Source organism: Methanoregula sp., from assembly GCF_041645475.1.
Taxonomy (GTDB): Archaea; Halobacteriota; Methanomicrobia; order Methanomicrobiales; family Methanospirillaceae; genus Methanoregula.
Genome location: NZ_JBAZQA010000001.1, coordinates 51,408 through 73,443 on the forward strand (window position 1 = coordinate 51,408; position 22,036 = coordinate 73,443).

A 22,036-nucleotide genomic window follows, 5' to 3' on the forward strand; every position below is an offset into this window, starting at 1 on the left:
TGCACCACTAAATGGATCTGTATGGTGCGTTACTCCATAACAATGGACGACAATCTTACACAGTCCATTGACAAATCCTGTGAAAAAAGAAAAGTATCCCGCTCGGATTGGATCGGCGAGGCCTGTACCTCCCAGCTGAGCCAGAATGCAGGAACATCAATTATCGGGTCAGCAACCCTGCCATCCGCCGGTTCCGTGATTGCCGCTGATCACCACAATATTCCGGACTACGACGAGATGTACAAGAATTTCAGGATCGAGGTTCCTGAATACTTCAACTTCGGGTTCGATGTGATTGATGCATGGGCAAAGAAGGACCGCAACAAACTCGCCATGATCTGGGTAAACCAGGAAGGCGTTGAAAAGAAGTTTACGTTCTGGGAGATGATGCGCCTCTCCAACCAGATTGTGAACATGATGATCAAGTACGGGATCAACAAGGGCGACCGTGTCCTGATCATGCTCCCCCGCGTTCCGGAATGGTGGACTTTTACGCTCGGGCTCATCAAGCGCGGTGCAGTGTACTGCCCGGCACCTACCATGCTCACTCCCAAGGATATCAAGTACCGGATCAACCTCGCGGAGATCAAAATGGTCATCACCATGCAGGAGCATGCCGACAAGATCGACGAGATCGCCAAGGAGTGCCCATCGCTCACCTGCCGTATGCTCATTGACGGCAAGCGGCCCGGCTGGATCAGCTACCCGGTTGAACTCGACTACCCGGCACCGGTCTCGGCAAAACTGGTCAACCTGCCCGGTATGAAAAAGACCAAGAGTACTGATCCACTCGTGATCTTCTTCACTTCCGGTACAACGGGTGAGCCCAAGATGGTGGTACATGAGCAGAGTTATCCTCTCGGCCACATTGTTACGGCCCGGTTCTGGCACGACCTGCGCACAAACGATATTCATTTCACCCTCTCGGATACCGGCTGGGCCAAGAGCGCGTGGGGTAAGTTCTACGGCCAGTGGATTGAGGGGGCTGCGATATTCGTCTACGATATCCGGTCCAAATTCAATGCCACGGAAATTCTCCCGCTCATCGAGAAGTACGGGGTCACTACGTTCTGCTGCCCCCCGACCATCTACCGGATGCTCATCCTTGCTGACCTGGACAAGTTTGATTTTACCGAACTGCGTCACTGTGTGAGTGCCGGGGAACCGCTCAATCCTGAAGTCATCAAGGCCTGGAAGGATGCGACCAACCTCACGATCTACGAAGGGTATGGCCAGACCGAGACGGTTCTCTGTATTGGCACGTTCCCGGGCATGCAGCCGAAGTTCGGGTCCATGGGCAGGCCATCGCCGGGCTGGCATATCGAGCTCCACGATGACCACGGGAAACCGGTTGGCCTCCACGAAGAGGGCCGGATAGCGATTCATATGAAACCCAGGCCGGTCGGGATGTTCCGCGATTACCTCAACAACGAAGAGGAGAACAAGAAATCCTTTATCGGCGACTGGTATTATACCGGTGACAAGGCCTACAAGGATGAGGACGGCTACCTCTGGTTCATTGGCCGGGACGACGATGTGATCAAGGCGTCCGGTTACCGCATCGGCCCGTTCGAAGTCGAGAGCGCTTTGATTGAGCACCCTGCGGTGCAGGAAGCAGCGGTTGTTGGTTCCCCGGATGATATACGGGGCCTGATTGTCAAGGCATTCATCATCTTAAAACCCGGGATCAAGCCCTCAGACACGCTCGTGCGGGAGATCCAGACCCATGTCAAGAACGTGACGGCGCCCTACAAGTATCCCCGGCGCATCGAGTTTGTCGAGTCTCTGCCAAAAACTATCTCAGGCAAGATCCGGAGAAAAGAGCTTCGCGAACGCGAGATGAAAAAGATCCAGACCGAAAACGGCAACGCTAAGAGGGCGTAATCCACTCCCTTTTACCTTACCTTTATTAAACCGGGCAGATAATCTATACAGGCGCGAGGGTAGCCAAGCCAGGTCAACGGCGCCAGGTTCAGGGTCTCATGACGGAACTTGGCATCTGGTAGGGTTATTTCCAGCGTGAAAAATAGTGTGGGCGAGAGTAGCCAAGCCAGGTCAACGGCGCTAGGTTCAGGGCCTAGTCTTGTAGGAGTTCATGGGTTCGAATCCCACCTCTCGCATGCCCTTCTTTTAGTTCGTTTTCAGCAACGCATTACAAGTAAGTATAATTTTGTTTACAACGCCTTATCGAACCCTTTTATCACCCCTGCGCGGTTGCTTCTGTACCGCCCGATCACATTGAATCATGATCCAGACAATGAGACACACGGACCCCCCGGCCGCGATCCATTCAAGGATCATCCTTTCCCCCTAGTGATACTATCCGATACCCTTAGGCCGATTTCCTTCTGAACCTGAATTAATTTGATATCGTCCGCTTGGATTCTCTCAAAACTATTCTGGATAATTTTTTGTGGGGTGAGATACCAGATTGCAGTCCCATAATACCCGAACCACCCGGCAACCCGGAGATCCGGGATCTTTGCAATCACCGGTACTTCATACAGGATAAACCCATTAACGGAATTTGAAAGCCCGGGTTCTGCCCGGTCTAATTCCTGACCATCCTTAAACCCGTACCATTCCGACGGGAGCCATGATCCATCCTGACGGGTCCGGTTTTCAAGTTCCGCGATCACTACCGGACGATACCGCTCACTCCCATATGTTATCGGCATATCCTGTAAATGGGTTGGCAAAGGTTTGATCGTGGTGTTTCCCCATATCCACATGTTGAACCGATCAGGACCCCACCCAATCCATGTGGTCCCTTCCGTCCACCCATTAACCCATACGGCAATGAATCGCGTTCCAGGTGTGGCATAATGCTTTTCCCATTTCCCCCACGCCTTGGACCAGTACGTATAATTCGACCCGAGATCGCGATAATCATAAACCTCAAAATGATAGCCGATGTCGGCAAGGCCGGACACGTTTTGTACCTGCCATGTATACACCTGTTCAATATTCCGATCACCGGAAATTGTCGAATTAAACGGGATCTCCTCACTTGCCATCACCGGCAGGATCAGGACCGACAATAGAAGAACCAGTGTAAAAATGAGGTGTCTCATGTCAGTTTCATCGCCTGAACAATCGAGGTAATCACTTCTATCAGACTGATGATCCACCCTCTCAACAGTTCGATCAAGGTAAAGAATCCGTTGATGCAGGCCACATTATACTGATAGATGTTGGATAGCACTTTCCTAAGTGGGGCATTCTTTCCGGTATTGACGACAGAAAGAATTATGATAAGGGTTTCCAGGGAGAGAATGATCGCCGGGGCATTGGTTACGATAAAGACCGCCCAAAAGGACATCTCGGTAAGAACAATTCCCAGGAGCGTGAGAAGCTGAATGAACAGTGGACCTATCACCGGGATATTGCTGATGAACCCTAATACCATTTCATATGTCCATTGGAATACCGTTGATCCGAGGTTCTTCAATCCCCATAATGAATTATAATTGACGACGTTATTCTGGAAATCATCAAGGGTCATCATCTCGCAAAATACATTGGTCGATACTCCAAGGTTGCCAGATGCAGAACTGAAGGGGATCGCACTTGAAGCCAGCCAGCCGGCCGGCTGGGTGTTGAATTCAGCGGATACAGGAGTTAATCCTACCTGAAGATCGATCGTCAGATATGCATTATTGAGGCTTTGGGCTTGGGAAAATACCGGTTGGATGGTTGTTTTGTAATTCCCCAAACTGATCCTCGTGGTACTGACATGCTTTGATGATAATGATCCGTTAGGATAGGTGAGGGCAATATCAAACTCGTTGAAAATACCGTATGATTGAGCACTTCCTATGGTCAGGAGAAAAGTTGCGCCGTTATAATTAAGCACGTGGCTTTGATTTGTTCCCATTGGGACCGGGTCCACAATGATTTGATAAATTACATAGTTGTCCGGCGCTTGAATCGAGTATTGAGAAACGGACATGGCAGAGGCGGTACTGTTGATCGCCATTGCCGGACTTACCAGGATGAGACCGAGAAGGCAGAGAAAAAAGAAAACGGGTTTCATGTCACTGTGTCACCTTCTTCAGGAAGTACAGGAACAACATTATCAAAGCCAATGGCCAGAGCTTGATTAACATCCCCATCATTTCTAAAAGTCCCTGGCCCCCCTGTGCATTCAGCGCACCCGCCGAATAGTTCCCGGCATAAGTCCCTGTCCCAGCCCCACCGCTTGTCGTTGTCGGGGCTATATACGTAGGGACCGGAGTCTGGCCAATCTCTACCAATTGCACCATAACCATTTTCGTTTCACCGGCGGACAGACTCACCGATTGTGATGTAGACGAATAGGAATAATAGGGTGTGGAGACTGATACCGTATGATCTCCCGCCGTCACATTTTGGAACGTGATCGCCCCGGCCGTATTGGTTGATCCCATCTGTCCATTTTCCAGGGAGACCGAAGCGCCGGAGATCGGAAGGCCGTCCTTATTCCTGACGGTTGTTACTACTATTGCACCGGTCCCATTGGCAGATACAAGGGTATTGGGCACGAGATTAAGGATCGCTCGGTAATTATCGTACGGGATTTTGAACGTCACTGAATCCGGTTTATGCCCGGTATCCCATGCAGCAAGGGTGATTGTTTGACCTTTGCTTAAATTTATGAACATGTTGTCCGTTGAATCGTAATAGACCAAGCCGGTTGGTGCTGTGGTATTCCTCCACATATGCGAGGTGCTATTATAGATCCCGCATCCGGCATTTTGGATTAATGCGCCGGTGATCGCATCTTTAATATCAAGATTTACCGTTACGCCATTAACGGCAGGGCCTGCAGAAGAATTCGGAACATCATTCGGCAGGATCACGGATGCATTATAAACCGATATTTTTTCGCTGTATGTCGATGTCCCGTTCGTTGCACTGAGCGAAAGCGATACTGTATAATTCCCTTCGTTAGGATAAGTCATTTCCAAATATTCATTCGGGTTTGGATAATTCCCGCTGTATAATTGCCCATTGCCAAAATCCCATGCAAACGTTGCGCTCTCAATATTTTGTGAAATGTCGAAAAATCTGATATAAAATGGAGGGTGTCCCTCAAAACCCGGATCGACGGTGAAAAGGGCTTGCGGAGGATTAATCGGTCTAACTCCGGAATACGTATAATTAACTACTACCTCATCGAAAACCGTATCGTTTGTAGCAATAATAGCCTGAATATTATACGGTTCTTCTCCCATTGGGGATACTTGCCAGCCGTCGTAATGTGTATCACCGCGATATACATTGCCGCCCCAATAATGCTGTTTAGGGAGTGATACAGGGTTAAATAATATAACGGTTTCTCTCGGTGGATTAGAATAACTAACCCAATCGCCATTATAAATATAATCTCCATCCCCTAACGGTGCACCATTGACAGTAAATGCTGCCGATACGGGTAAAATAAGGGCGATGATCAGAACGAATATTGATACCTGTATTCTGGTCTTCATTGATTCACCCCATCATAAACTGCATACCGTGAGGGTATCGCCGGGGAGTGCTCAGGTTCAAACATCTGCGAGGCGAACACACCCGGATCGCCTCTTAACATTTCTGAATCGTCTGCCATGTCTTTCTCTTCATCTACAAACCCCCGGTAGATGATCCGGGTTTTCATCGGTTCAAAATAGGGGAATGGGATCGGGCTGGTCTTCCCGTAATGATCACCATTCGGTAAAACAATCCAGCCGTGTTTTGATTCACACGACCGGGCGAATCCTGACAGGTAATTGAGTTTCGGATTGTCCCGCCGGTCTACCACAGTCCCCCGGCTCACCACATAACACGGGGTATTTTCCCGGGCGGTTCCCTGGATATCGTAATATCCCTGAGAGATGATCAGCCAGCGGAGACCCTTTGATCTGCATTCCTTCAGGATGTTAGCTACATCCTGCCCGGTCTGCTTGCCATCGGCTGATGCATCGATTCGGAGATTGCCCAGGATAACATGTGCTTCATCTGCATCGAATACGGCCGGGAGCCAGTTCTTAAATTCATCCAGCCGGAGTCGGAGAAGGAAATTCTTGAACATCGCCCTGACATCTGACTTCAGGTTCTTTTCATCCAGGTAGTAATTCCTCATACTGATGATATTGATCCAGCCGGGTTTGATCAGTCTCCAGGTGATTTCCGGAATGGGGACCGGCGTTATCACGTACTCTGCCGGGACTTCTCCCCGCATCTCGAATTTACACCCCAACGGTATGAGAATTTGAACCGGCTTCCCGAGAGTGAAACACAGTTGGATATCGTCCTTCCCGGTATCCCATTTTATTACGGTCTCGAAGGGTGCGAAGTATTGGAGGAAGTACCGATCCTTCTGGCTCTTGCCGCTGCCCGGCGTGCCGGTGAAAAAGATTGAGGTTCCTTTTGTCTGGATCACCTGTTTGAAGAATTCCAGGCACCATTCTTCATGACAAAATTTCCTCATCTTATCTTCATCGAATTGTGAGGTAAACCACGGAGGTATTTTGATACCCATCAGGGAGCCTCCGGGATTTGATAGAGAACCTGATCGCAGAGATGGCAACGGTGCGTTATCTCCGCAATTTCAAACCAGACATCCATAGAACCGGATTGGAACTGCTTTACCTCCGGGAGATTGCTATGCCCCATGAGGATCGCGGTAGTATCGAATTCCAGGAGGGTTTTGATCCTGTCATCAACGGAGCTTATGAGATCCTGGATACTCTGACCGGGCTGATCCTCATCGTCCTCAATTTTCTCTTTCGGGTCAATCGCCCGGATCAGGCCGTAAAGGATCGCATTCCGGTAAAAGAATTCCGTGGCCGCGAATTGCCCAAGATCAAGCCGGTCTATCTTCCGTGCAATCTGCCATGAAAAATTCATGGGTTGATTGGCTGACTTCCCATATGCCGTCAGGACCACCCCATTTTTTTTACGAGCCAGGGTGCTGCATAGAAATACCCGACATAACACAGAACACAGGTTAGGATACCGACCACGACCCCCATCTCACCCATAAACAACGCATTCTCTGAAGTGGTAAGAGTCTGGACGTACCGGATCGGAGCGCAGACCGTTGGTTCTGTCACTACCGAGGGTAGGAAGATATCAATACCTTCCATTGGTCTGCGCCTCCGGTCGCGGTTGTTCTGCCGGCTTCATCCCAAGTAACTTTTTTGCACCGTTGGCAACGTTCGACCAGAAGCCCGGTTCCTCTACATCATCACGGATCAGATCGTTACCATGAACAATCATTTTTGGCTGAGACAGGAGCCGGACAATCTCGTTACGAGCCATGCGCAGATGATCCGGACTGGTACGCCTGAATTCCCGGTACATTTTGAGCCTGAGAGAGCAGTCATACCCGGTGACTTTATTGAGGGCGATCCACTGCGCTTCATATCCGTGGAAAAGATCCGTTGTGTCCGAGAGATCCCCAGACATTTTGATAAATTCCGCAATTGCGTTGTATTTGGCAAGCTCCGGATCGTATTCCCACGGCTGCCGACCCGGGCCGGTCTCTCCGTTCCCCCGCTCCCCCTGGATTGCCGGCCGCATCAGTTACCCCCGGCAAACCCCATCAACCACGCGAACAGGGGTGAGAAGAACATTACGCCAACAACGATCCCAATCACCAAGGGAAGAAGCCAGTTGCCAGACTTCTCCCGCTCTATGGACTGGTTGAAGTCGTCAATATCGCAGGCCCGACCGATGGTCCCGCAATAAGACCCTTCGACATATTTACCGGGAATTTTCTCGCCGTTTTCATCTACTGCCTGAATCTTCACATCCGGCTTGATTGTGAGAGTGACACCGGACGGATGCGTGACGTAACCGAGCTCTACTTCCTTTCCTGATTTGATCAGGACCGGCTCTGATGATATTTCCCACCCGTTTTTGTCCAGGGCATCAGTGATCGTATTTTCCCGTTTCCGTGCCCGCTTGCCCAGCTCAAAACAGGTAACCCCATGATCCGATGTAAGCCGGATTGTCGGGACCGTTGGCGAATTGTAGAAAGAGAGGACTTTTTTTATCGCACCCCTCTGGTCAACCAGAAGATTTTTAGTATCCCGCCGAAGATCCATTATCTTCGCCTCCCTGCATGGGCGAGGCCTATGAGGATCGCTCCGAATCCGAGAATGATAAAGATCGGGAATGCGAAGGCGAGTAGGTAAGCCATTCCATCCTGAAGGAATAACGCCGGGTTATTCAGCCATCGGTTTGCGAGTGAGGGCTTCACAATAACGTGATAATCGCCTATCGGTTGGGGCAAGGATCCGGCTGATGTGTTGCCGGTCATTACCAGGACATTTCCGACCCATACCTGTATGTCCTGTTGTCCCGTCAGACCGAGATCCGAATAAGCGATTGTTTTGTTAAAGTCCACCATTTCCGGATGGAGAACTTCAGCAGATGCCGGCAATACGATAACTGCGAGAACGCAGAGAATTAGAAGAGCCGTTTTTTCAAGTTTCATCATTTTCCTTCCTGAAGTTACGAGTGATTAAGGAGGAAGGAAAAATGGGATTTTTTTCCTGCCTCAGAACTTCATGCCGGACTTGATGAGGGCGAGGATCGCACCGAGCAGACCCATCACGAACCCGAGGATCATGATAACGAACCACAGGGGAACGATAGCGATCACGAGGTTTGTGATCGGAGAGATCAGACCCACGAAGGCATTGATCACATTGGTGATCACAGACAGGTTTACGTCAACCTCTGCAGATGCCGGCTCTATCGCGTTGAGCATGAACACGAATGCCAGGGCAAACGGAATACCGAGCATCTTTACAAGACCAGAGCGAGCTGGGGCCGTGGTCTGGCCTGCATTGATCTTCTCCTGTTCTACCTTCCGATTGGATCGGAAGTTTTCGATTGCAGTCATCAGTGACATGAATAGTTCTACTTTTGTCCTAATTTAAAAGTCTTTTTGTCGCAAAGTATTATTAATATTTCTGTTAATTTTCTACTTATGTCCAAAAAAAGGCAGGGCGGAATTAGGATATCTGATACTGAAAGGAAGCTGATGGACAATATCGGGATAGGCTTAACTGCTGTTTTCCGCGTCGGCTTTACTACTCTCTCATTGTATGTACAGGGATGCCCCTCACACTCCTGTGTATATATATCTAAAACTGGACAAAACGCCGCGCCCCCTGCGGATGGTTCGCAGAGCATCGAGCACCCCCCCGCGCACCCATGCCCATGTCCGGCTTGTCCAATCAAGGCCGCTTTTACCGGACGTGCCGCACATAAGATCATCCAGGATCCGGCCGGACCTGGGCGTTCTACTTAGGAAGATCGGTTCTCGTTTTGTAGAAATTTTGAAATGGATGATGAACAGTGATTCTTGATTCTATTGTTGGGGAGTTATTGCAGCTCAGCTAATCGTTATAGCCTTCGCTTTTTTGATGTTATTCCGGATGCCAATATAGAATTCAATGAGGATTTTGAAACTATACTTCAGTGCGAAAAGGATAATCCAACAATCTTCAAATAGGATAATTAAATCAATAATTCCTGTCGTTGACGGGAAAAAGAAAATCCTAACTTGTGTGGTCAATCCTAAAGTCAACAATAAGAGAATAATAATCAGCGGATCTCTGATAACATCTTTTACAAGATTACAATCCTGTTCATCAATAACTCCCCATGGCAACATATTCTTCCCCAGGGGAGGATTGATTCAAGGTGACCCACTCCAAATTACGGGTCAACATTATAATTATACCTTGTTGTCATCTCCCGTTTTTCATGTATCTAAAAATGGGTCGATACTGATCAACCCCTTTCCAAAATAGTTTTGATAATTGACCTTTACCAAAAAGGGAGACTTATGGCAAGATATGAACTATGTAGGTACTTAACTGGATATTACGATTAAAAAATAGCAGGGAGTTATTTTCTCCCCTTTCTTCGCATTGTATGTCGGAGGATATTGACCACATTCCCCAAATAAATCAAGGTGCACGTTGTAAACCATGCTCCTATCGTTGCGGGGAATTCTCCTCCATAGATCACAGCAACTTTGAGAACAATGTACCCCATTGTCATTGCAATGAGTACAAGTATTCCGTTGCTGACGATCCATTGGCTTTCTTTGACTCCGGTTAAAGCCGGTTCTTTTTTCCGAATATTGTTAGGTTTAGGCATCGGTGTAAAATATTCGATTGATACCTACCGGTATTTGCCTTATTTCACCAATTGCATTGCAATTGGGAACTTTTAAGTCGTTTCAGGAAAGAGTAGATATGCACAAATTATCTTTCCCATACGTTTTCTTTTTCTTATTACAAGGGGTCATAACTCCCAGTAGATATTGGATCGCACAGATATTAAGGGTAATCCTTGGTCCTATTGTCAATCGGGCTTCAATATGCTACGCTAGCATACGAAAGATTAATCATACATGCTTTTTATAATCACCTTGCAACCCCGATGCCGCGCCTGTCCTTTTGAGGTTATCTATCCCATTCAATATAATGCGCCTCCCGCCGGGATGGTGAGACCTTTACCGGGCCGGAGAGGGACCGGAACCGGCTCACCTGGATCCATGATACGGACCGTTCCCATTGACACGATCACTCTCTCGATTTCTCCATATTCTTTTTCCTTGATCCTGCAAAACTCGGTTATCCGTTTGGCACTTTCTTCTGTGAAAATTTCAAGCCCTGAATGAATTACTACACCCTGCCGGGGAGCTATCAAGATTATTCTGGGTGGATTCATGATCGGCCCCATTGGGAGTTTTCCTGGTGATCCTGCCCGTGGTCCCGATCCCATGCGACTCGGGCCGCTTGCCTCAGCTCACGCTCTGACCGCGGGCCCCGGATCGCTTCCTTGCCATCACCGCACATCAATCATAACCATCCGATGAATACACCGGGATAACCGGCCGGCGCTTCCTTCCCCGTGCCTGCCGGACCCTTCCCAATGGGATTGCATCCGCTCTCGGGCCGTGTCGTTCCATTGCCCGATCTCATCATTCACAATCTCGAGATCTGCCCGGGTCATGCGAGCGTACCCCCGCGTAATCCTTCCTGATCAAGTACCCGACGAACCCTTCGTATTCCCGCGTGGTGTTCGTGGCATATCTGCAAAATGAATTTACCATTATCCCGATACTCGGTGATGATTTCCTGATCGGTGATCGATATGGGTTTCATGCCGGCACCCCGCCCCATCTTTCTTTCATCGGATGTTTTCGCCGTTCCATAATTTCCGCAGTCGGGCCGACACCCTTATCGAGGGCTCCGAGGAAACGGAAGCCCTGAGAGATTCGACGCAAAGGTGCACCGCAATCAGGGCAGACACGGAGATGAGATCCCCACACGGCCCGGCATCCCTGGCATTCCTTTGTCTGGAATATCCGGGACATCGAGCAAAACCGTTTATTCATCGCCCAATAGAGCCCGAAGTTTTCATTGACGTAAAGGGCCTTTTCTAAATATTTCCGGAGATAATCGACCGGGTTTTTACCCTGGGCATCTGCCGGGCTCTCCCGGTTCCATTCCCAGACATCACCATTTTTGCGGATACCGTAGGCATGGACTATTTCACCTTGACCGCACTTGTTCCAATCCTCAGCGATTTTGTCAATCTTTGCGAGATACCGGATCCCGAAGATGCAGACATGAAGATGGATCAGGCCGTTCTCCATGAACTCATATGCAGCAATAAATTTTAGACGGCCGAGCCCGTTATCGATTGAATCGTGTTCCTCTTTTTCGGTATCGTGGCCGCTCTTCTTGGCCTGTTTTTTTCTGGATAGGAGAAGTGATAGGTATTTGTTCCAGGCCTTTGCCAGATGGCGGTTAGCGTGCCAGACTGAATCATGCATGGCGGGATCTGTGGTAAGGGTGAGGAATACCCCCCGCTTGTAAAGCTGATTCGCCCGACTCCACCCGCGATCATAGGTCCGGATATTTTTTACTTTTCTCCCCTTGTCGGTAAACCTGGTTGATGCCTTCAGTTTGCATATCGGGGTTCCCGGTCCCCGGTCGAAAAAGAGTTCTTTATTCAGGGCCTTGTCTTCCCAGATCTCAAAAGTGCTTTGAACTTCGGTGAGCTCGTTTTTGAGCTCGATATTTAACGGCGGTTTCCAGCTGGCCCCGCATGAGCAGGTAGCCATTTTTTTACCGGAGATGTATTCTCCCCTCTTCCCGCACGTGGGGCATGTGACATCCCTTTTAAACAGCCGGTCCGCCATGCGGCCGGAGGCTTCCTGGTATCGTTCCCCATGGAGGGACATCAGGATCTTGATCGCGTTCACACGCTCTGAGGAACAGCTTTGCGGAATTTTGTAAAGCTTGTCCCAGTACGATCCCTTCTTTTCCGGCGTGAGGTTTGCACTTCCGGATCGCGTGTTTGAATTTTGCACCTGCGAGAACAAGTAAATAAGGTTCCCGGTTGGCACGACGTAGAACGATTGTTCTTTTACTTTTACAGTGGAAATGGATAGATCGGGCTCCGTCGGAGAGGTTCCACCGGAAACTATGGGGAGGGCGGGTTTCACCGCTGCCCGGAATATCGCATGGACCGAGGCCTCTATTTCATCCAGCCGGGATTCCTGGGTTTTATCCCAATCTACCCTTTCCCTTTTTTCAAGCTTGATGTATTCGAGTTTTGCGAGCCGGGTTATACGACGATAGACACGCCAGTATAGCGGATCTTTCGGGATCTCGCAACCGGGTTTTATGTCCCGAACAATATCGGAGATCTTCCATTCCCCGGTTTTAATGTAGGGGTAAAGGTCGATCGTGTTCTTCTTGCCTTTCAGTAAAAGAAGTTTGATATCCCTGAGAGGATACCCTAAGGTAGCCGGTGACATTTCGCTTTTTCCCTCCGTCGCCTGAGAAACTACTGAGAGAGAGCGGGATTGTCCCGGCGCAACTTCTGAATAAGTCTTATTGCATAGACCTGAACCGGCAGATCACCAAATTCCTTATGAGTAATCGTTGGCGTTGTGTAACCGTCATAAGCAAAAACGATCTGTTTTTCTTTATGGTCCTTTGACGGATACCCGCAGAAAACCCGGACATAACGATAATGGGCCGCTCCCCCAGGGGGACCACATAACCGCTGGGTCCAGTACGGTTTTATGAGTCGGTATTCTTCGGTTTTCGGTCCTGATTTTATCTGATCAAAATACTCTTTCCTGACATGCAGGATGAGATCCGGGAGATCCTCCCAATTGATCGCCATCAGGACGCAACCCCCGGGACCGGCTCCGCTATTTCTTCAACGATCTGATACCGCGCCTTATGACCTAAATAAGCGAGCCGGTATTTTTCAAAAGCCCACGATACTTCAGATACCGGGGCCGGCAGTCTGCATAATCGGATATATTCCGACCAGAGCCCGGGAAGTTCCGGGTATTTTTTCCAGAGTTGATACTTGGTCGGTGAATTCATCCGCAGACACCCCGGACACAAATGTAATCTTCCAGGTCCGGGATATTATCCGGATCCGCACCGATCCTTTTTGCCCTGGCAATGTCCTCATTCCGCCGGGTTGCTGCATCCTCAAGGATCCGCTCTTCCCGGGATCGCGCCCGGTCGAGAACTTCTATCGCGTTATCAATCACCAACTTTTCAATATGGTTGAGATAGGGATCGTGTTCGCTGATCGCGGTCAGGAGGTTGGCCACTTCGAGTCTGATATCAGCCATTCATCCCACCGCCCTTTCAAGTTCCCGGGAGAGCTCTGAACGAAGTGCCGCTCGTTTCCGGTAACGGGTAGATGCATCGGCAAGTATCCGGGCGGTCAGGTTGATTTGCATCCGTTCATCGTTGGTCAGAAGTGGATCCGAGTCCTGCAAAAATTCCAGAAGAGTTGCGGCATCGTGACGGATTGCCGGAAGGTTTTTGTCATCGGACACCGAAGAAGATGAATAAGAAGCCGTGTCCTGTATTCCTTGGCCGGAACAGACCTGGCTTCTCCCATCTTCTGTTACACCCTGCATGATTGCCCCCGTGGGATGATCTTCGCTTTTCCCTGGATAACCCACTGAACCACCACGGCAGTAGCGATCGGATCCTGCATGGCGTCCAGTTCTTCCTGGGGGATGATTTCAAGAGCTGGCCTAGTAATGGCGGTCATGATGACATACCAGGGGCTGCTGGTTTTGGACTCGTAGATTCCGTTATTCCATCCGCTTCAGGATCGAGAAGGGCTTTTGCTTTCTCGTGAGCCCTATGCCAGTGCCAGAGGGACGGATATTTATGTACCTCAATCAGTAGGTTCACCGCTGCTCGGATAGCTTCCGTTAGGTCAGGGTATTCTCCATCCCCAACGAGTTTTTTCATCGCCTTCATCTGAGGATCAGTGAGGGAGATAGTCGTTCGTTCAAAGTTTCCAGACATTTTATTATCAGATTCCAATTGGAATCAAATCTATAAAAAGTACACATATTGGAAACCAATCCCCCTCCAAATATTAAAAAGGTTCCATTCTGAATCAATTACTATGGGAACCCGACGTGAAACGGAAATAAGAGAACGGGGTACAATAACGTTCACTCCGATAAATCTCAAAGACATGGAGTTGTCAATAAAAAATAAAGAATTTAAGACGGTTACCGATCTTGTAAATTTTGCCATCAGATATTATTTTGATAATCGAAATCGGGATCGAGACCGGGAAATGGATCAATCAGAAGCAATACAGAAATATTTTGATTCGAAGGATGGCGAAGAAAAAATGACCGAATTGATGATGAAGGCGATGGAGAGGAAATTACGTGGCAAGTAATGACGAAGCACGCCGGGAAAATCTGATACGGAAATATGAGAAACGTGCAATCAGAAACGGCAAGATCCGACCGGGAACACCGGTTCCGAATGCCGCACCACGACGCGAAGATATGAGCGATGAGGATCGCTGCAACTGGATCCCCTGGAAAAAATATCTTGAAATCTATCCTCTGCTCGATTCGATTTATCGGGAAAAAACCATTGAGGGGCGACGAGTGACCGTTTCCCATTTTTACAACTCGGATGATGATTTAATAAAAATTACTGGAGAGTTCCGATCTTTTTTCAATGATATTGGATTCATATTTGAGGGAATAAATAACAAGCCTTGGGGCTATGATGCCGTTGGTTTTGAAAAATAAATAATTCAATCGGCTTCTTCTTGTTTTTCTAAATACTTCTCAAAAATTTTAAAGATTAAAGATTCCTCATCTGTGTTCAGATGAGGCGGATCGTTCACGCTTTCCTTGATGCTTGAGTGAGAGATATGATCACCCCAGTTTCTTCATTCAATTTCCATTATGATATCGAAGATGTTAACGCGTTGTGAAAGTGAGAAACAATCCGTGGAAAAAAAGTCTCAAGAGATAAACAAACGGTTCCTTTATAAAATCCTTCAAAAAAGGATTATTTTATTGCATCTAATTTTTTAACGGTTTCTTCCATCCATTTTGCAATTGCTCTGTAAGTACTAGTTGACATTCGCATATCAACCAAGATTTGCCGTCGAATTTTTGTTACAGCCATATCTCCATTTGCACCAGATACTTCTGAATTTGGGAGATCACAGAATACTTGAACCCAGGCAGTACCTTGATCTGTGCTAATTCCACCAAAGACACCATCAACATGAATTACTGAAAAATCTGGAGATAATTCAGTTTTTATCATTGCAGTCTCTATTTTTTTTTCAGCCATTTTTTTTCACCCCTAGGGCAATTGTTGGGACCATATACGATCTCGGATTATCTGATATTCCGCTGGACATACTAATAATGTGTTCAGCACTTGGCATTTTTACGATGGATGAGCTTGACTCCTTATATTGCACTGAAACGGTGTTTTTTAAGGCCGTCGTGTTTTTCGTGGGTATTGTATCGAATAAACAATTTAGTATCTTTCTGCCTTGGGCGGTCGAATAATACAAATATTTTTTTGTATCTCGGATTGTTGAGATATTTTCAATCCTTTTTGAAACCAATCCTCCCTCAATTAATGAATTAAGAGCTCTCGTTATCTCGGTCGCATTAGCTCCCAATTCCTCTTTAAGTTCAGTGAATGATTTTCGACCCTCAAACATAATTGCAAGATACACCGCCCATTTCTGGTCATTATCTAATTGTTTTATTGAATGACGAATCTCACGAGGGATTTTCTTTAGATAAGTATTCATTTTTTCCTCTTCCACGATTCTACCTCATTTTTGTTTAGATACATTTGTGTAACAGATATTTAATATAATCGACAATTTCTAAAAATTGAGTTACAAAAATGTAATCTTAATGATTATTAATCATTCAAATTAATATTAAATTAATGGTTTTAATTCCCTTTGTGCCTGAAAGACCGGATATACTTGAAGGTTTTGAGGCGCTTAAAAGTGAATGTAAAATTGGTATTTTTGGTTCGTACTCTAATCAAAATAAAACTAATTTGGCTCTATTACAATTTTTTTTAAGAAAGAATGGTTATGAAAATACATATCTCGCATCAGATTTACAGGAACAATATCATCAAAATGCCCTTGAAACGGAGTATTCATATATTCATCGAATTAGTAATGAGCTTATTAACCAAAGTAATATTCTAATTTTTGTGGTTTTTAATGAAAGTGCCAATGAACATGGAATTAATGAATCGGTACTTGGTGAAATGCAAGAGGCTAACCATCGCGGGAAAAAGAATATTATTTTGTATTATCATAAAGACGCAAAACCCGTTATTGGAGCATACTACAAAACATATTTCTATGATCCCCCGGATGGATGGGAAGTTTACGAGTTCAACGACCTCAAAGGGAGATATGATCATGTATTAGTGATTTTGCTTGAAATGTGCAATAGAATTTTTTTGATCTAGAATAAATTATTGAGTTTGTTTGGATAATTTTCCTATTATGCTATCCTAATTCAAATTTAACGCCATTATCTGTTAATAAATTAATAATAACTTCTGGATGAATGCCATACCCTACATTAATAAACTGGTTTTCTTCTATGTCTTTACCATTTTTAGCAATTTTGGGTGAAAAACCTAAAGGTAAACAGCTTGTATGGCTTTGAATTCCCCAAATTGTAGCATTAGAATCAAAAATAGGGCCGCCACTCTGACCCAATAATCCCGGAGATGAGGTTTCAATAAATTTTATATCGTATTTTTCATCCTTTGTTTTTCCGCATAAGAAAATGCGAGTTAATATCCCGTCAATTGGGAATAATGGAACTGGAAACGCGTTTTGGTCGAATTGAAATCCCCCTGTTTTGTTATCATACACTGCATTTATCTGATGGAATGGAAATCCCAATTTACAAAGTGAGGTTCCAGGTTTTAACTCTGATGGATCCTTTAGTTTAGGATATGTTTTTACAGATTTTGGATGGAATGGGTCAAGTCTCCCAATTACTAAATCTGCTTCTGGTATGATCTTTATGTCTTCAAGATAAACATTATCATTTCCCCAAAAATATGAATCCGTAATAACCCAATCTGGATCTTTCTTTACATTTGCAATTTTTTTCTTTTTAGTATGCAAATTTATTCTGGGATTGTTTTCAATATTCTTTATCTCTTGATAATATTTTGTTAATAATTTTGAATCTTTTTCACATTTATTTCTTGTATTAAAAATGTGAGCTACCGATAATATCCATCCTTCGTTATTTAAATAAACGAAGGCACCTCCATGACATTGGACTTCATTATTAATGGATAAAGATGAAATAATTACGGGTGCTGTGTATTGAGATGCAATTTCATATGCTTTCGAAAACACAATAAACCCTTTAAACTAGTGAATTTGGATCTGATTAATATATGGGATTTGTTTGTGAATAAACGCAATATTTTTGAGTGGACTGCTACTCACTCAGCCACGATTGAACGGATTAAGATTTGTAATTTGTTCCGTTTTCACTTTTGTTTTACCTAATATGTCTCTGCGGATAGCGAGAAAGATGAAATCCACTAGCTCACTTTCCCGATCAATATCGTGTTTTTCAATGTCAGCGTATCTAATCCAAGCATCATATGCCTTGACAACCTCGTCGCTGGCATACAGCAAGAGTTGGTCTCTGGCTAACATGCGGTTTCTGTCTGAATCTTTTCCTGAAACATCCTCATTGTGCATAATAGCAACCGCCGTTTCAGTGAAGTCATTCAGAAAAATGGTATATGCCGCACGTTTTTGTTCAGCAATTTTGAGTTTTAATTCTTTGTTCCTCTGAAAAAGGTATGGAACAACTGCACCAAAAATTACCCCAAAAACAGCGATGAGTGCAACAATGATTTCTGTTTTATCGATCATGTGTAAGCCACTAGTTTGTGATGGGTGTTAATTAAAATAAATTATTTGTGTAAAACGGTTATTCCGTTTCCATCCTTTCTTTCAATTCCAGATAATCCTGCGAATCCCTTGTAATCTGATCAGGATCATGCAATAGTATCGTATCCTCGCATATGTCTTTTAAATTCCCGTTCCTTCTCTAAAATGCAATGTTGTAATCGGTCTAATTCCGTTTTTGGTGTTTTACATTGTTTTGCAACAATGAATGCATGATTTAACTCATCTAATTCTGATTGTATTTGAGTTGCTTCCATAGCTTTTTGCCTAGCGTATTCATACGGATCGTTTGATGCATCTTTTCTGAGCGACCAAAAATCTCGATTAGATCTGTTCTCGATATTTTGAGTCAGCGAAAATAATTGTGATTGGATTTCTGACATCGATTTTACCAAAGTAGCAATTTGATAATTTTCTGGGCTATCAGAATTTTTTAAACTCATGAGATCTATTGCATCCCCAATTGGGTTATCAATTTTAAATTCACCACACTCAATGGCTGAAATTTGGATCTCTAATTCTCTTTTTGCTTTATTCGCATATTTTATGTCCGTGTTAAATTGAATGGTCCTTATTGCTCCCGCATCAAACGGAATTGATTCTTTTTGATTTATCATTTGAATATAGGGTTTTCTTGTGACATGCCTTACAGCAAGTTCATAAAAAACATTCGGATTGTTGAAGGATAAATCCGCAATGACTAATTCTGACGAGATTAAGTGTTCAACAATTTGTCTTGTTATCGTGCCTGGCGCGGGGATCTCATCCGCCCGAAATACGTGATACTGAAAATGAGTTTCAGCAACCGGTCTTATGATTTCATTTATGACCGTATCGGACCATTCTCTTTGTTCACTCCCTTCTTTTCCGATTGGACAGATAACAAAACACGTTTTGGTTTGATTTTTTGATTTCGGTGATTCCGATTTAGTAGCGCGTCTCACATTATTTACATTTTCTGTGAACGATAATAATCCTATTTAAATTAGAAGAAAAATACCCTCGGTTTAAAAAAGTGGAATTACTCGATCTCCATCTTTCCGTTCAGATCCTGATAATCAGGAGATGCCTGGATCCTCTAATGCTGACGCATCATCATCCGCGTTCTTCATCAAATATACTAAAGACCGTAAAGACAAACCAATAAGTATTAATCAATATCTTCGCTTCCTGTCGAAAACGCGTTCGATCCATAAAACGATTGTAATGAGCGCTAATCGATGATTTAAGCTTCTAAATTGCTTATTTTCTTTTAACGCCGCACTCGTACTTTATATACTGGGGAGATCACACTATTTAAGTGATCATATGGCTGCAAAAAAGGGTCGAAACCCTGTTTAGGTTCCGAAGATCAGAATAATCTTACCAATTATCTGTTTTTCGTTATCTTTACTTAATGGTATCGCCCGTTCTTCGGTTTCATATCGATCAGGACGGCAAAATGAATTTCAACACAGCACTTATTGTATGTGTCATAATTGGCACAATATTTGGAGTGATCTTAATCGCGGCTGGTATCGGGTCTATCGAATCGGCCGCAGGTCATTTTGTAAAAGAAACACTCCACGGAACAGCGATTGAACCTACCGCAGCCTCAGTTGAAACTGCCGGTAATGATCTGATGGCTAAAGCTCATGGAGCGTTTGCTCTTTTTACAGGATTACTTCTTGTTCTTGGGCTGGCGTATGTTGGATCCAAATCCTAATTTTTGAAAAAACATCTCTTTCCGAATTGTTTCAAATCAAAATTTATCCCCACTCCATCTTCTCTTTCTGGTCCTTATGATTCGGCGATGTCTGGATACGCTGATGGCGGCTCATCGAAATATCCGTTATCATTATTGGTTTGATCGTGAAGAATGGAGAATAAAAAAAAAGATCTTGGTCATAAGGATTTTTCCTAAATTTTTCAATATGTGAAATTCTTCTTTTTCCCGATAGTAATTATCTCGATTATCAAAATATCGTGGTAAATAAAAAACGTCGCCCGATACTCCCCAATCCGAAGCCGATACCGGGGCATGACCTTTGGACTGTCCCGAACCTTCACAACATCGTGCCGCCGGCATGGGTCTTCAGCAAATTCTTCCAGGGCCAGTTCAATATGAATACGGATCTCCTGGGGGAGTGATGTCAGGTCTTTTTCTGCCCGTCGTGAGAGTTTTATCTGATATGCCATTACTGGCCCCGGGCTTTGATCGCTTCATCATCTCCAAGGTCCTTCATCACATCCCGAAGTGACCGGGTCCGACCTGCCTTGATATCTGCTATGCCTTCCTCCATGGCATCGATCTCTTCTTTTGTAAGGGGCTCATCGTCATATGCAGATTTCGCAAGGCGGCGGACAACATCGTCGTATGTCTCACGGGGATTTATTTTCAGATCGTCCAGGATGGCTTTGGTATCTGATCGCATTCTCACCGTTGTTATTTCGGGCATATACTTTGGTATATCACAATATATACCAATAAATCTATCTTTCAAATCACCCCGGCTCCATTCTCTCCTTAATCGCCTGATAATCCGGTGATGCCTGGATACGCTGATGCAAGCTCATCATTCTCCTGCGCACTTCATCCCGCAGACCCATAGAACAACTCTTGCAGTATACCGAATCCCCGGTATTGATCATCCCGCACCGTGGACACTTCACCGGATCCAGGGGCCGGTCACCGGCCTGCGCGGGCTGTTCGATCAGGCCGGCTTTTTGCAGGATCTTTTGTTTCACGTCCGCACCGGACAAATGAATATACGTTGCGGGCATGTTCGACGATTTCGACCACCCGAACATGATACGTAACTCCATCTCGGTGTATCCCTCCCGGGCCTTGTCGGTTGCCCTGGCATGCCTGAACCCGTGAGGGTGGACCCGTTTATTTACCTCGCCTCGTTTCTGCAGGGTCTTACACAGGTTCTGTACCGTCCGGATATCCAGCCGCCGCGACCCGAACCCGTACCGGGTGTAGGTTACGAACAGGGGAGACTCCGGATCCATGTTGCGGGGATGTGCGTTGATCCAGGCTTGCAGGTCTGGGAGGCAATCCAGTAACCAGGCTTCCCGGTCCCCGGTCTTGCCGCGGAGCCGGGCATTCCCGCAGCTCTGTTCAAAATGAATATCCCCGACATTGAGATCTAGCGCCTCACTCACCCGGCAGCCGGTATCCCAGAGGAACATGATCAGGGCCCGGTCTCGGAGCGTATCGCAGGCCCGGATAAGTTTCTGGATATCGTCCCGGGTGAGCGGATCCGGGAATTCGATCTTTGGTTTCTGCATCTTCTCATCGGCAGGAAAGAACTCTTTTTCTTTGGCCGGATCGATGAACCTGAAAAAAATATGGAGTTCGATCATATCGCCCTGAAGAGTCCGGGGGCTGACCGTCTTTCTCCGATAAATGATATAGTCTTCAAGGTCCGCCTTGGTGATCTGTCGGGCGTCTTTCCCGTTCAGGAATTTCAGGAGATAATAGACCCGCCAGACTTTATCCTGGATAGATGCCACCTGCAGCTGTTTGATCTCCTGCTTCCGGACATACGATTTCAGGATCGCCCGGTTGGCGTCACTGAGAAGAGGCAGTTTATCCAGGTATTCGCTCATCGATCAGACTGAGCTTTTTTTGTATATATTACGCCATGACATTGCGTAAGGTTCAGGGCCTGGTCTCGCAGGAGTTCTTGGGTTCGAATCCCATCCCTCGCACTTTTCTGTATCGACAGGAGAGTTTTCCTTATTGTTT

The 22,036-nt window shown here is 45.9% G+C and carries 29 protein-coding genes and 1 tRNA gene; 6 read left to right on the plus strand and 24 right to left on the minus strand.

The window, feature by feature from the left end:
• Window positions 1-21: 21 nt before the first annotated feature.
• Window positions 22-1,884 (plus strand): AMP-binding protein, encoded by a 1,863-nt coding sequence (locus tag WC598_RS00255; protein WP_372959455.1) that lies wholly within the window; start codon window positions 22-24, stop codon window positions 1,882-1,884.
• 151 nt (window positions 1,885-2,035) lie between these two features.
• Window positions 2,036-2,120 (plus strand) — tRNA-Leu (locus WC598_RS00260).
• Window positions 2,121-2,297: 177 nt separating this feature from the next.
• Here WC598_RS00260 and WC598_RS00265 read toward each other — a convergent pair.
• From WC598_RS00265 to WC598_RS00340, 16 genes are all read right to left on the minus strand, one after another.
• The gene (locus WC598_RS00265; protein ID WP_372959456.1) at window positions 2,298-3,074 is read right to left on the minus strand and encodes a hypothetical protein; all 777 of its coding nucleotides are present in this window, start codon (window positions 3,072-3,074) and stop codon (window positions 2,298-2,300) included.
• Window positions 3,071-4,036 carry a hypothetical protein gene (locus tag WC598_RS00270; RefSeq protein WP_372959457.1) on the minus strand — a complete coding sequence of 322 codons (966 nt, stop codon included), beginning with the start codon at window positions 4,034-4,036 and terminating at the stop codon, window positions 3,071-3,073. The genes WC598_RS00265 and WC598_RS00270 overlap by 4 nt, the downstream gene beginning before the upstream one ends.
• Before the next feature lies 1 nt (window position 4,037).
• Entirely contained in the window at window positions 4,038-5,471 is a 1,434-nt protein-coding gene (locus WC598_RS00275) for a carboxypeptidase regulatory-like domain-containing protein (protein ID WP_372959458.1), read from the minus strand.
• Complete coding sequence (locus WC598_RS00280; protein ID WP_372959459.1) at window positions 5,468-6,451, minus strand: hypothetical protein; 984 nt, start codon at window positions 6,449-6,451, stop codon at window positions 5,468-5,470. The genes WC598_RS00275 and WC598_RS00280 overlap by 4 nt, the downstream gene beginning before the upstream one ends.
• A gap of 50 nt (window positions 6,452-6,501) precedes the next feature.
• A complete protein-coding gene (locus tag WC598_RS00285; protein WP_372959460.1) occupies window positions 6,502-6,870 on the minus strand; it encodes a hypothetical protein in 369 nt (122 codons plus the stop codon).
• Window positions 6,871-6,899: 29 nt separating this feature from the next.
• Entirely contained in the window at window positions 6,900-7,109 is a 210-nt protein-coding gene (locus WC598_RS00290) for a hypothetical protein (RefSeq protein WP_372959461.1), read from the minus strand.
• Window positions 7,096-7,545 carry a hypothetical protein gene (locus tag WC598_RS00295; protein WP_372959462.1) on the minus strand — a complete coding sequence of 150 codons (450 nt, stop codon included), beginning with the start codon at window positions 7,543-7,545 and terminating at the stop codon, window positions 7,096-7,098. The genes WC598_RS00290 and WC598_RS00295 overlap by 14 nt, the downstream gene beginning before the upstream one ends.
• A complete protein-coding gene (locus WC598_RS00300) occupies window positions 7,545-8,072 on the minus strand; it encodes a hypothetical protein (protein WP_372959463.1) in 528 nt (175 codons plus the stop codon). The genes WC598_RS00295 and WC598_RS00300 overlap by 1 nt, the downstream gene beginning before the upstream one ends.
• Entirely contained in the window at window positions 8,072-8,467 is a 396-nt protein-coding gene (locus WC598_RS00305; RefSeq protein WP_372959464.1) for a hypothetical protein, read from the minus strand. The genes WC598_RS00300 and WC598_RS00305 overlap by 1 nt, the downstream gene beginning before the upstream one ends.
• Window positions 8,468-8,527: 60 nt before the next feature.
• Window positions 8,528-8,884 (minus strand): hypothetical protein, encoded by a 357-nt coding sequence (locus WC598_RS00310; protein ID WP_372959465.1) that lies wholly within the window; start codon window positions 8,882-8,884, stop codon window positions 8,528-8,530.
• Between the two features lie 1,580 nt (window positions 8,885-10,464).
• Window positions 10,465-10,731, minus strand: coding sequence for a hypothetical protein (locus WC598_RS00315; protein ID WP_372959466.1), 267 nt, complete (start codon window positions 10,729-10,731; stop codon window positions 10,465-10,467).
• 421 nt (window positions 10,732-11,152) lie between these two features.
• Entirely contained in the window at window positions 11,153-12,820 is a 1,668-nt protein-coding gene (locus tag WC598_RS00320) for a hypothetical protein (RefSeq protein WP_372959467.1), read from the minus strand.
• Between the two features lie 579 nt (window positions 12,821-13,399).
• Entirely contained in the window at window positions 13,400-13,660 is a 261-nt protein-coding gene (locus tag WC598_RS00325) for a hypothetical protein (RefSeq protein WP_372959468.1), read from the minus strand.
• Window positions 13,661-13,954: a hypothetical protein gene (locus tag WC598_RS00330; RefSeq protein WP_372959469.1), complete on the minus strand. Its 294-nt coding sequence runs from the start codon at window positions 13,952-13,954 to the stop codon at window positions 13,661-13,663.
• On the minus strand, window positions 13,942-14,091 hold the full coding sequence (locus WC598_RS00335) for a hypothetical protein (RefSeq protein ID WP_372959470.1): 150 nt from the start codon (window positions 14,089-14,091) through the stop codon (window positions 13,942-13,944). The genes WC598_RS00330 and WC598_RS00335 overlap by 13 nt, the downstream gene beginning before the upstream one ends.
• The gene (locus tag WC598_RS00340) at window positions 14,088-14,306 is read right to left on the minus strand and encodes a hypothetical protein (protein ID WP_372959471.1); all 219 of its coding nucleotides are present in this window, start codon (window positions 14,304-14,306) and stop codon (window positions 14,088-14,090) included. Before WC598_RS00340 ends, WC598_RS00335 begins: the two co-directional genes overlap by 4 nt.
• A 151-nt stretch (window positions 14,307-14,457) precedes the next feature.
• Here WC598_RS00340 and WC598_RS00345 point away from each other — a divergent pair, with 151 nt between their 5' ends.
• Complete coding sequence (locus WC598_RS00345; RefSeq protein WP_372959472.1) at window positions 14,458-14,742, plus strand: hypothetical protein; 285 nt, start codon at window positions 14,458-14,460, stop codon at window positions 14,740-14,742.
• Window positions 14,732-15,106, plus strand: coding sequence for a hypothetical protein (locus WC598_RS00350; RefSeq protein ID WP_372959473.1), 375 nt, complete (start codon window positions 14,732-14,734; stop codon window positions 15,104-15,106). The genes WC598_RS00345 and WC598_RS00350 overlap by 11 nt, the downstream gene beginning before the upstream one ends.
• 265 nt (window positions 15,107-15,371) lie before the next feature.
• On the opposite strand, the gene WC598_RS00355 is transcribed toward WC598_RS00350, so the two are convergent.
• Together WC598_RS00355 and WC598_RS00360 are read right to left on the minus strand one after the other, a co-directional pair.
• The gene (locus WC598_RS00355) at window positions 15,372-15,662 is read right to left on the minus strand and encodes a hypothetical protein (protein ID WP_372959474.1); all 291 of its coding nucleotides are present in this window, start codon (window positions 15,660-15,662) and stop codon (window positions 15,372-15,374) included.
• Window positions 15,655-16,152, minus strand: a complete 498-nt coding sequence (locus tag WC598_RS00360) for a hypothetical protein (protein WP_372959475.1) — start codon at window positions 16,150-16,152, stop codon at window positions 15,655-15,657. The genes WC598_RS00355 and WC598_RS00360 overlap by 8 nt, the downstream gene beginning before the upstream one ends.
• A gap of 128 nt (window positions 16,153-16,280) precedes the next feature.
• Between WC598_RS00360 and WC598_RS00365 the strand changes: the two genes are divergently transcribed.
• Entirely contained in the window at window positions 16,281-16,823 is a 543-nt protein-coding gene (locus tag WC598_RS00365; protein WP_372959476.1) for a hypothetical protein, read from the plus strand.
• Between the two features lie 40 nt (window positions 16,824-16,863).
• Here the strand turns inward: WC598_RS00365 and WC598_RS00370 are convergent, their stop codons facing one another.
• From WC598_RS00370 to WC598_RS00380, 3 genes are all read right to left on the minus strand, one after another.
• A complete protein-coding gene (locus WC598_RS00370) occupies window positions 16,864-17,736 on the minus strand; it encodes a hypothetical protein (RefSeq protein WP_372959477.1) in 873 nt (290 codons plus the stop codon).
• Window positions 17,737-17,829: 93 nt separating this feature from the next.
• A complete protein-coding gene (locus WC598_RS00375) occupies window positions 17,830-18,267 on the minus strand; it encodes a hypothetical protein (protein ID WP_372959478.1) in 438 nt (145 codons plus the stop codon).
• 125 nt (window positions 18,268-18,392) lie between these two features.
• On the minus strand, window positions 18,393-19,247 hold the full coding sequence (locus WC598_RS00380; protein ID WP_372959479.1) for a hypothetical protein: 855 nt from the start codon (window positions 19,245-19,247) through the stop codon (window positions 18,393-18,395).
• Between the two features lie 497 nt (window positions 19,248-19,744).
• Here WC598_RS00380 and WC598_RS00385 point away from each other — a divergent pair, with 497 nt between their 5' ends.
• Window positions 19,745-20,008, plus strand: a complete 264-nt coding sequence (locus tag WC598_RS00385) for a hypothetical protein (protein WP_372959480.1) — start codon at window positions 19,745-19,747, stop codon at window positions 20,006-20,008.
• A 203-nt stretch (window positions 20,009-20,211) separates the two neighbouring features.
• Here the strand turns inward: WC598_RS00385 and WC598_RS00390 are convergent, their stop codons facing one another.
• From WC598_RS00390 to WC598_RS00400, 3 genes are all read right to left on the minus strand, one after another.
• Window positions 20,212-20,481 carry a type II toxin-antitoxin system RelE/ParE family toxin gene (locus WC598_RS00390; RefSeq protein WP_372959481.1) on the minus strand — a complete coding sequence of 90 codons (270 nt, stop codon included), beginning with the start codon at window positions 20,479-20,481 and terminating at the stop codon, window positions 20,212-20,214.
• Window positions 20,481-20,717 (minus strand): hypothetical protein, encoded by a 237-nt coding sequence (locus WC598_RS00395; RefSeq protein WP_372959482.1) that lies wholly within the window; start codon window positions 20,715-20,717, stop codon window positions 20,481-20,483. Before WC598_RS00395 ends, WC598_RS00390 begins: the two co-directional genes overlap by 1 nt.
• 70 nt (window positions 20,718-20,787) lie before the next feature.
• Entirely contained in the window at window positions 20,788-21,897 is a 1,110-nt protein-coding gene (locus tag WC598_RS00400; RefSeq protein WP_372959483.1) for a tyrosine-type recombinase/integrase, read from the minus strand.
• Window positions 21,898-22,036: the final 139 nt, after the last annotated feature.

What these genes read in the sequence shown, in the direction of transcription:
- WC598_RS00335 (WP_372959470.1), bottom strand. Translation starts at nt 14,091, where the DNA reads ATGACCGCCATTACTAGGCCAGCTCTTGAAATCATCCCCCAGGAAGAA.
- WC598_RS00320 (WP_372959467.1), bottom strand. Translation starts at nt 12,820, where the DNA reads ATGTCACCGGCTACCTTAGGGTATCCTCTCAGGGATATCAAACTTCTT.
- WC598_RS00340 (WP_372959471.1), bottom strand. Translation starts at nt 14,306, where the DNA reads ATGAAGGCGATGAAAAAACTCGTTGGGGATGGAGAATACCCTGACCTA.
- WC598_RS00285 (WP_372959460.1), bottom strand. Translation starts at nt 6,870, where the DNA reads ATGAATTTTTCATGGCAGATTGCACGGAAGATAGACCGGCTTGATCTT.
- WC598_RS00290 (WP_372959461.1), bottom strand. Translation starts at nt 7,109, where the DNA reads ATGGAAGGTATTGATATCTTCCTACCCTCGGTAGTGACAGAACCAACG.
- WC598_RS00395 (WP_372959482.1), bottom strand. Translation starts at nt 20,717, where the DNA reads ATGCGATCAGATACCAAAGCCATCCTGGACGATCTGAAAATAAATCCC.
- WC598_RS00375 (WP_372959478.1), bottom strand. Translation starts at nt 18,267, where the DNA reads ATGATCGATAAAACAGAAATCATTGTTGCACTCATCGCTGTTTTTGGG.
- WC598_RS00265 (WP_372959456.1), bottom strand. Translation starts at nt 3,074, where the DNA reads ATGAGACACCTCATTTTTACACTGGTTCTTCTATTGTCGGTCCTGATC.
- WC598_RS00275 (WP_372959458.1), bottom strand. Translation starts at nt 5,471, where the DNA reads ATGAAGACCAGAATACAGGTATCAATATTCGTTCTGATCATCGCCCTT.
- WC598_RS00325 (WP_372959468.1), bottom strand. Translation starts at nt 13,660, where the DNA reads ATGGCTGATATCAGACTCGAAGTGGCCAACCTCCTGACCGCGATCAGC.
- WC598_RS00310 (WP_372959465.1), bottom strand. Translation starts at nt 8,884, where the DNA reads ATGTCACTGATGACTGCAATCGAAAACTTCCGATCCAATCGGAAGGTA.
- WC598_RS00270 (WP_372959457.1), bottom strand. Translation starts at nt 4,036, where the DNA reads ATGAAACCCGTTTTCTTTTTTCTCTGCCTTCTCGGTCTCATCCTGGTA.
- WC598_RS00390 (WP_372959481.1), bottom strand. Translation starts at nt 20,481, where the DNA reads ATGGCATATCAGATAAAACTCTCACGACGGGCAGAAAAAGACCTGACA.
- WC598_RS00345 (WP_372959472.1), top strand. Translation starts at nt 14,458, where the DNA reads ATGGGAACCCGACGTGAAACGGAAATAAGAGAACGGGGTACAATAACG.
- WC598_RS00300 (WP_372959463.1), bottom strand. Translation starts at nt 8,072, where the DNA reads ATGGATCTTCGGCGGGATACTAAAAATCTTCTGGTTGACCAGAGGGGT.
- WC598_RS00305 (WP_372959464.1), bottom strand. Translation starts at nt 8,467, where the DNA reads ATGATGAAACTTGAAAAAACGGCTCTTCTAATTCTCTGCGTTCTCGCA.
- WC598_RS00330 (WP_372959469.1), bottom strand. Translation starts at nt 13,954, where the DNA reads ATGCAGGGTGTAACAGAAGATGGGAGAAGCCAGGTCTGTTCCGGCCAA.
- WC598_RS00315 (WP_372959466.1), bottom strand. Translation starts at nt 10,731, where the DNA reads ATGGGGCCGATCATGAATCCACCCAGAATAATCTTGATAGCTCCCCGG.
- WC598_RS00355 (WP_372959474.1), bottom strand. Translation starts at nt 15,662, where the DNA reads ATGGCTGAAAAAAAAATAGAGACTGCAATGATAAAAACTGAATTATCT.
- WC598_RS00365 (WP_372959476.1), top strand. Translation starts at nt 16,281, where the DNA reads ATGGTTTTAATTCCCTTTGTGCCTGAAAGACCGGATATACTTGAAGGT.
- WC598_RS00295 (WP_372959462.1), bottom strand. Translation starts at nt 7,545, where the DNA reads ATGCGGCCGGCAATCCAGGGGGAGCGGGGGAACGGAGAGACCGGCCCG.
- WC598_RS00255 (WP_372959455.1), top strand. Translation starts at nt 22, where the DNA reads ATGGTGCGTTACTCCATAACAATGGACGACAATCTTACACAGTCCATT.
- WC598_RS00400 (WP_372959483.1), bottom strand. Translation starts at nt 21,897, where the DNA reads ATGAGCGAATACCTGGATAAACTGCCTCTTCTCAGTGACGCCAACCGG.
- WC598_RS00280 (WP_372959459.1), bottom strand. Translation starts at nt 6,451, where the DNA reads ATGAGGAAATTTTGTCATGAAGAATGGTGCCTGGAATTCTTCAAACAG.
- WC598_RS00385 (WP_372959480.1), top strand. Translation starts at nt 19,745, where the DNA reads ATGAATTTCAACACAGCACTTATTGTATGTGTCATAATTGGCACAATA.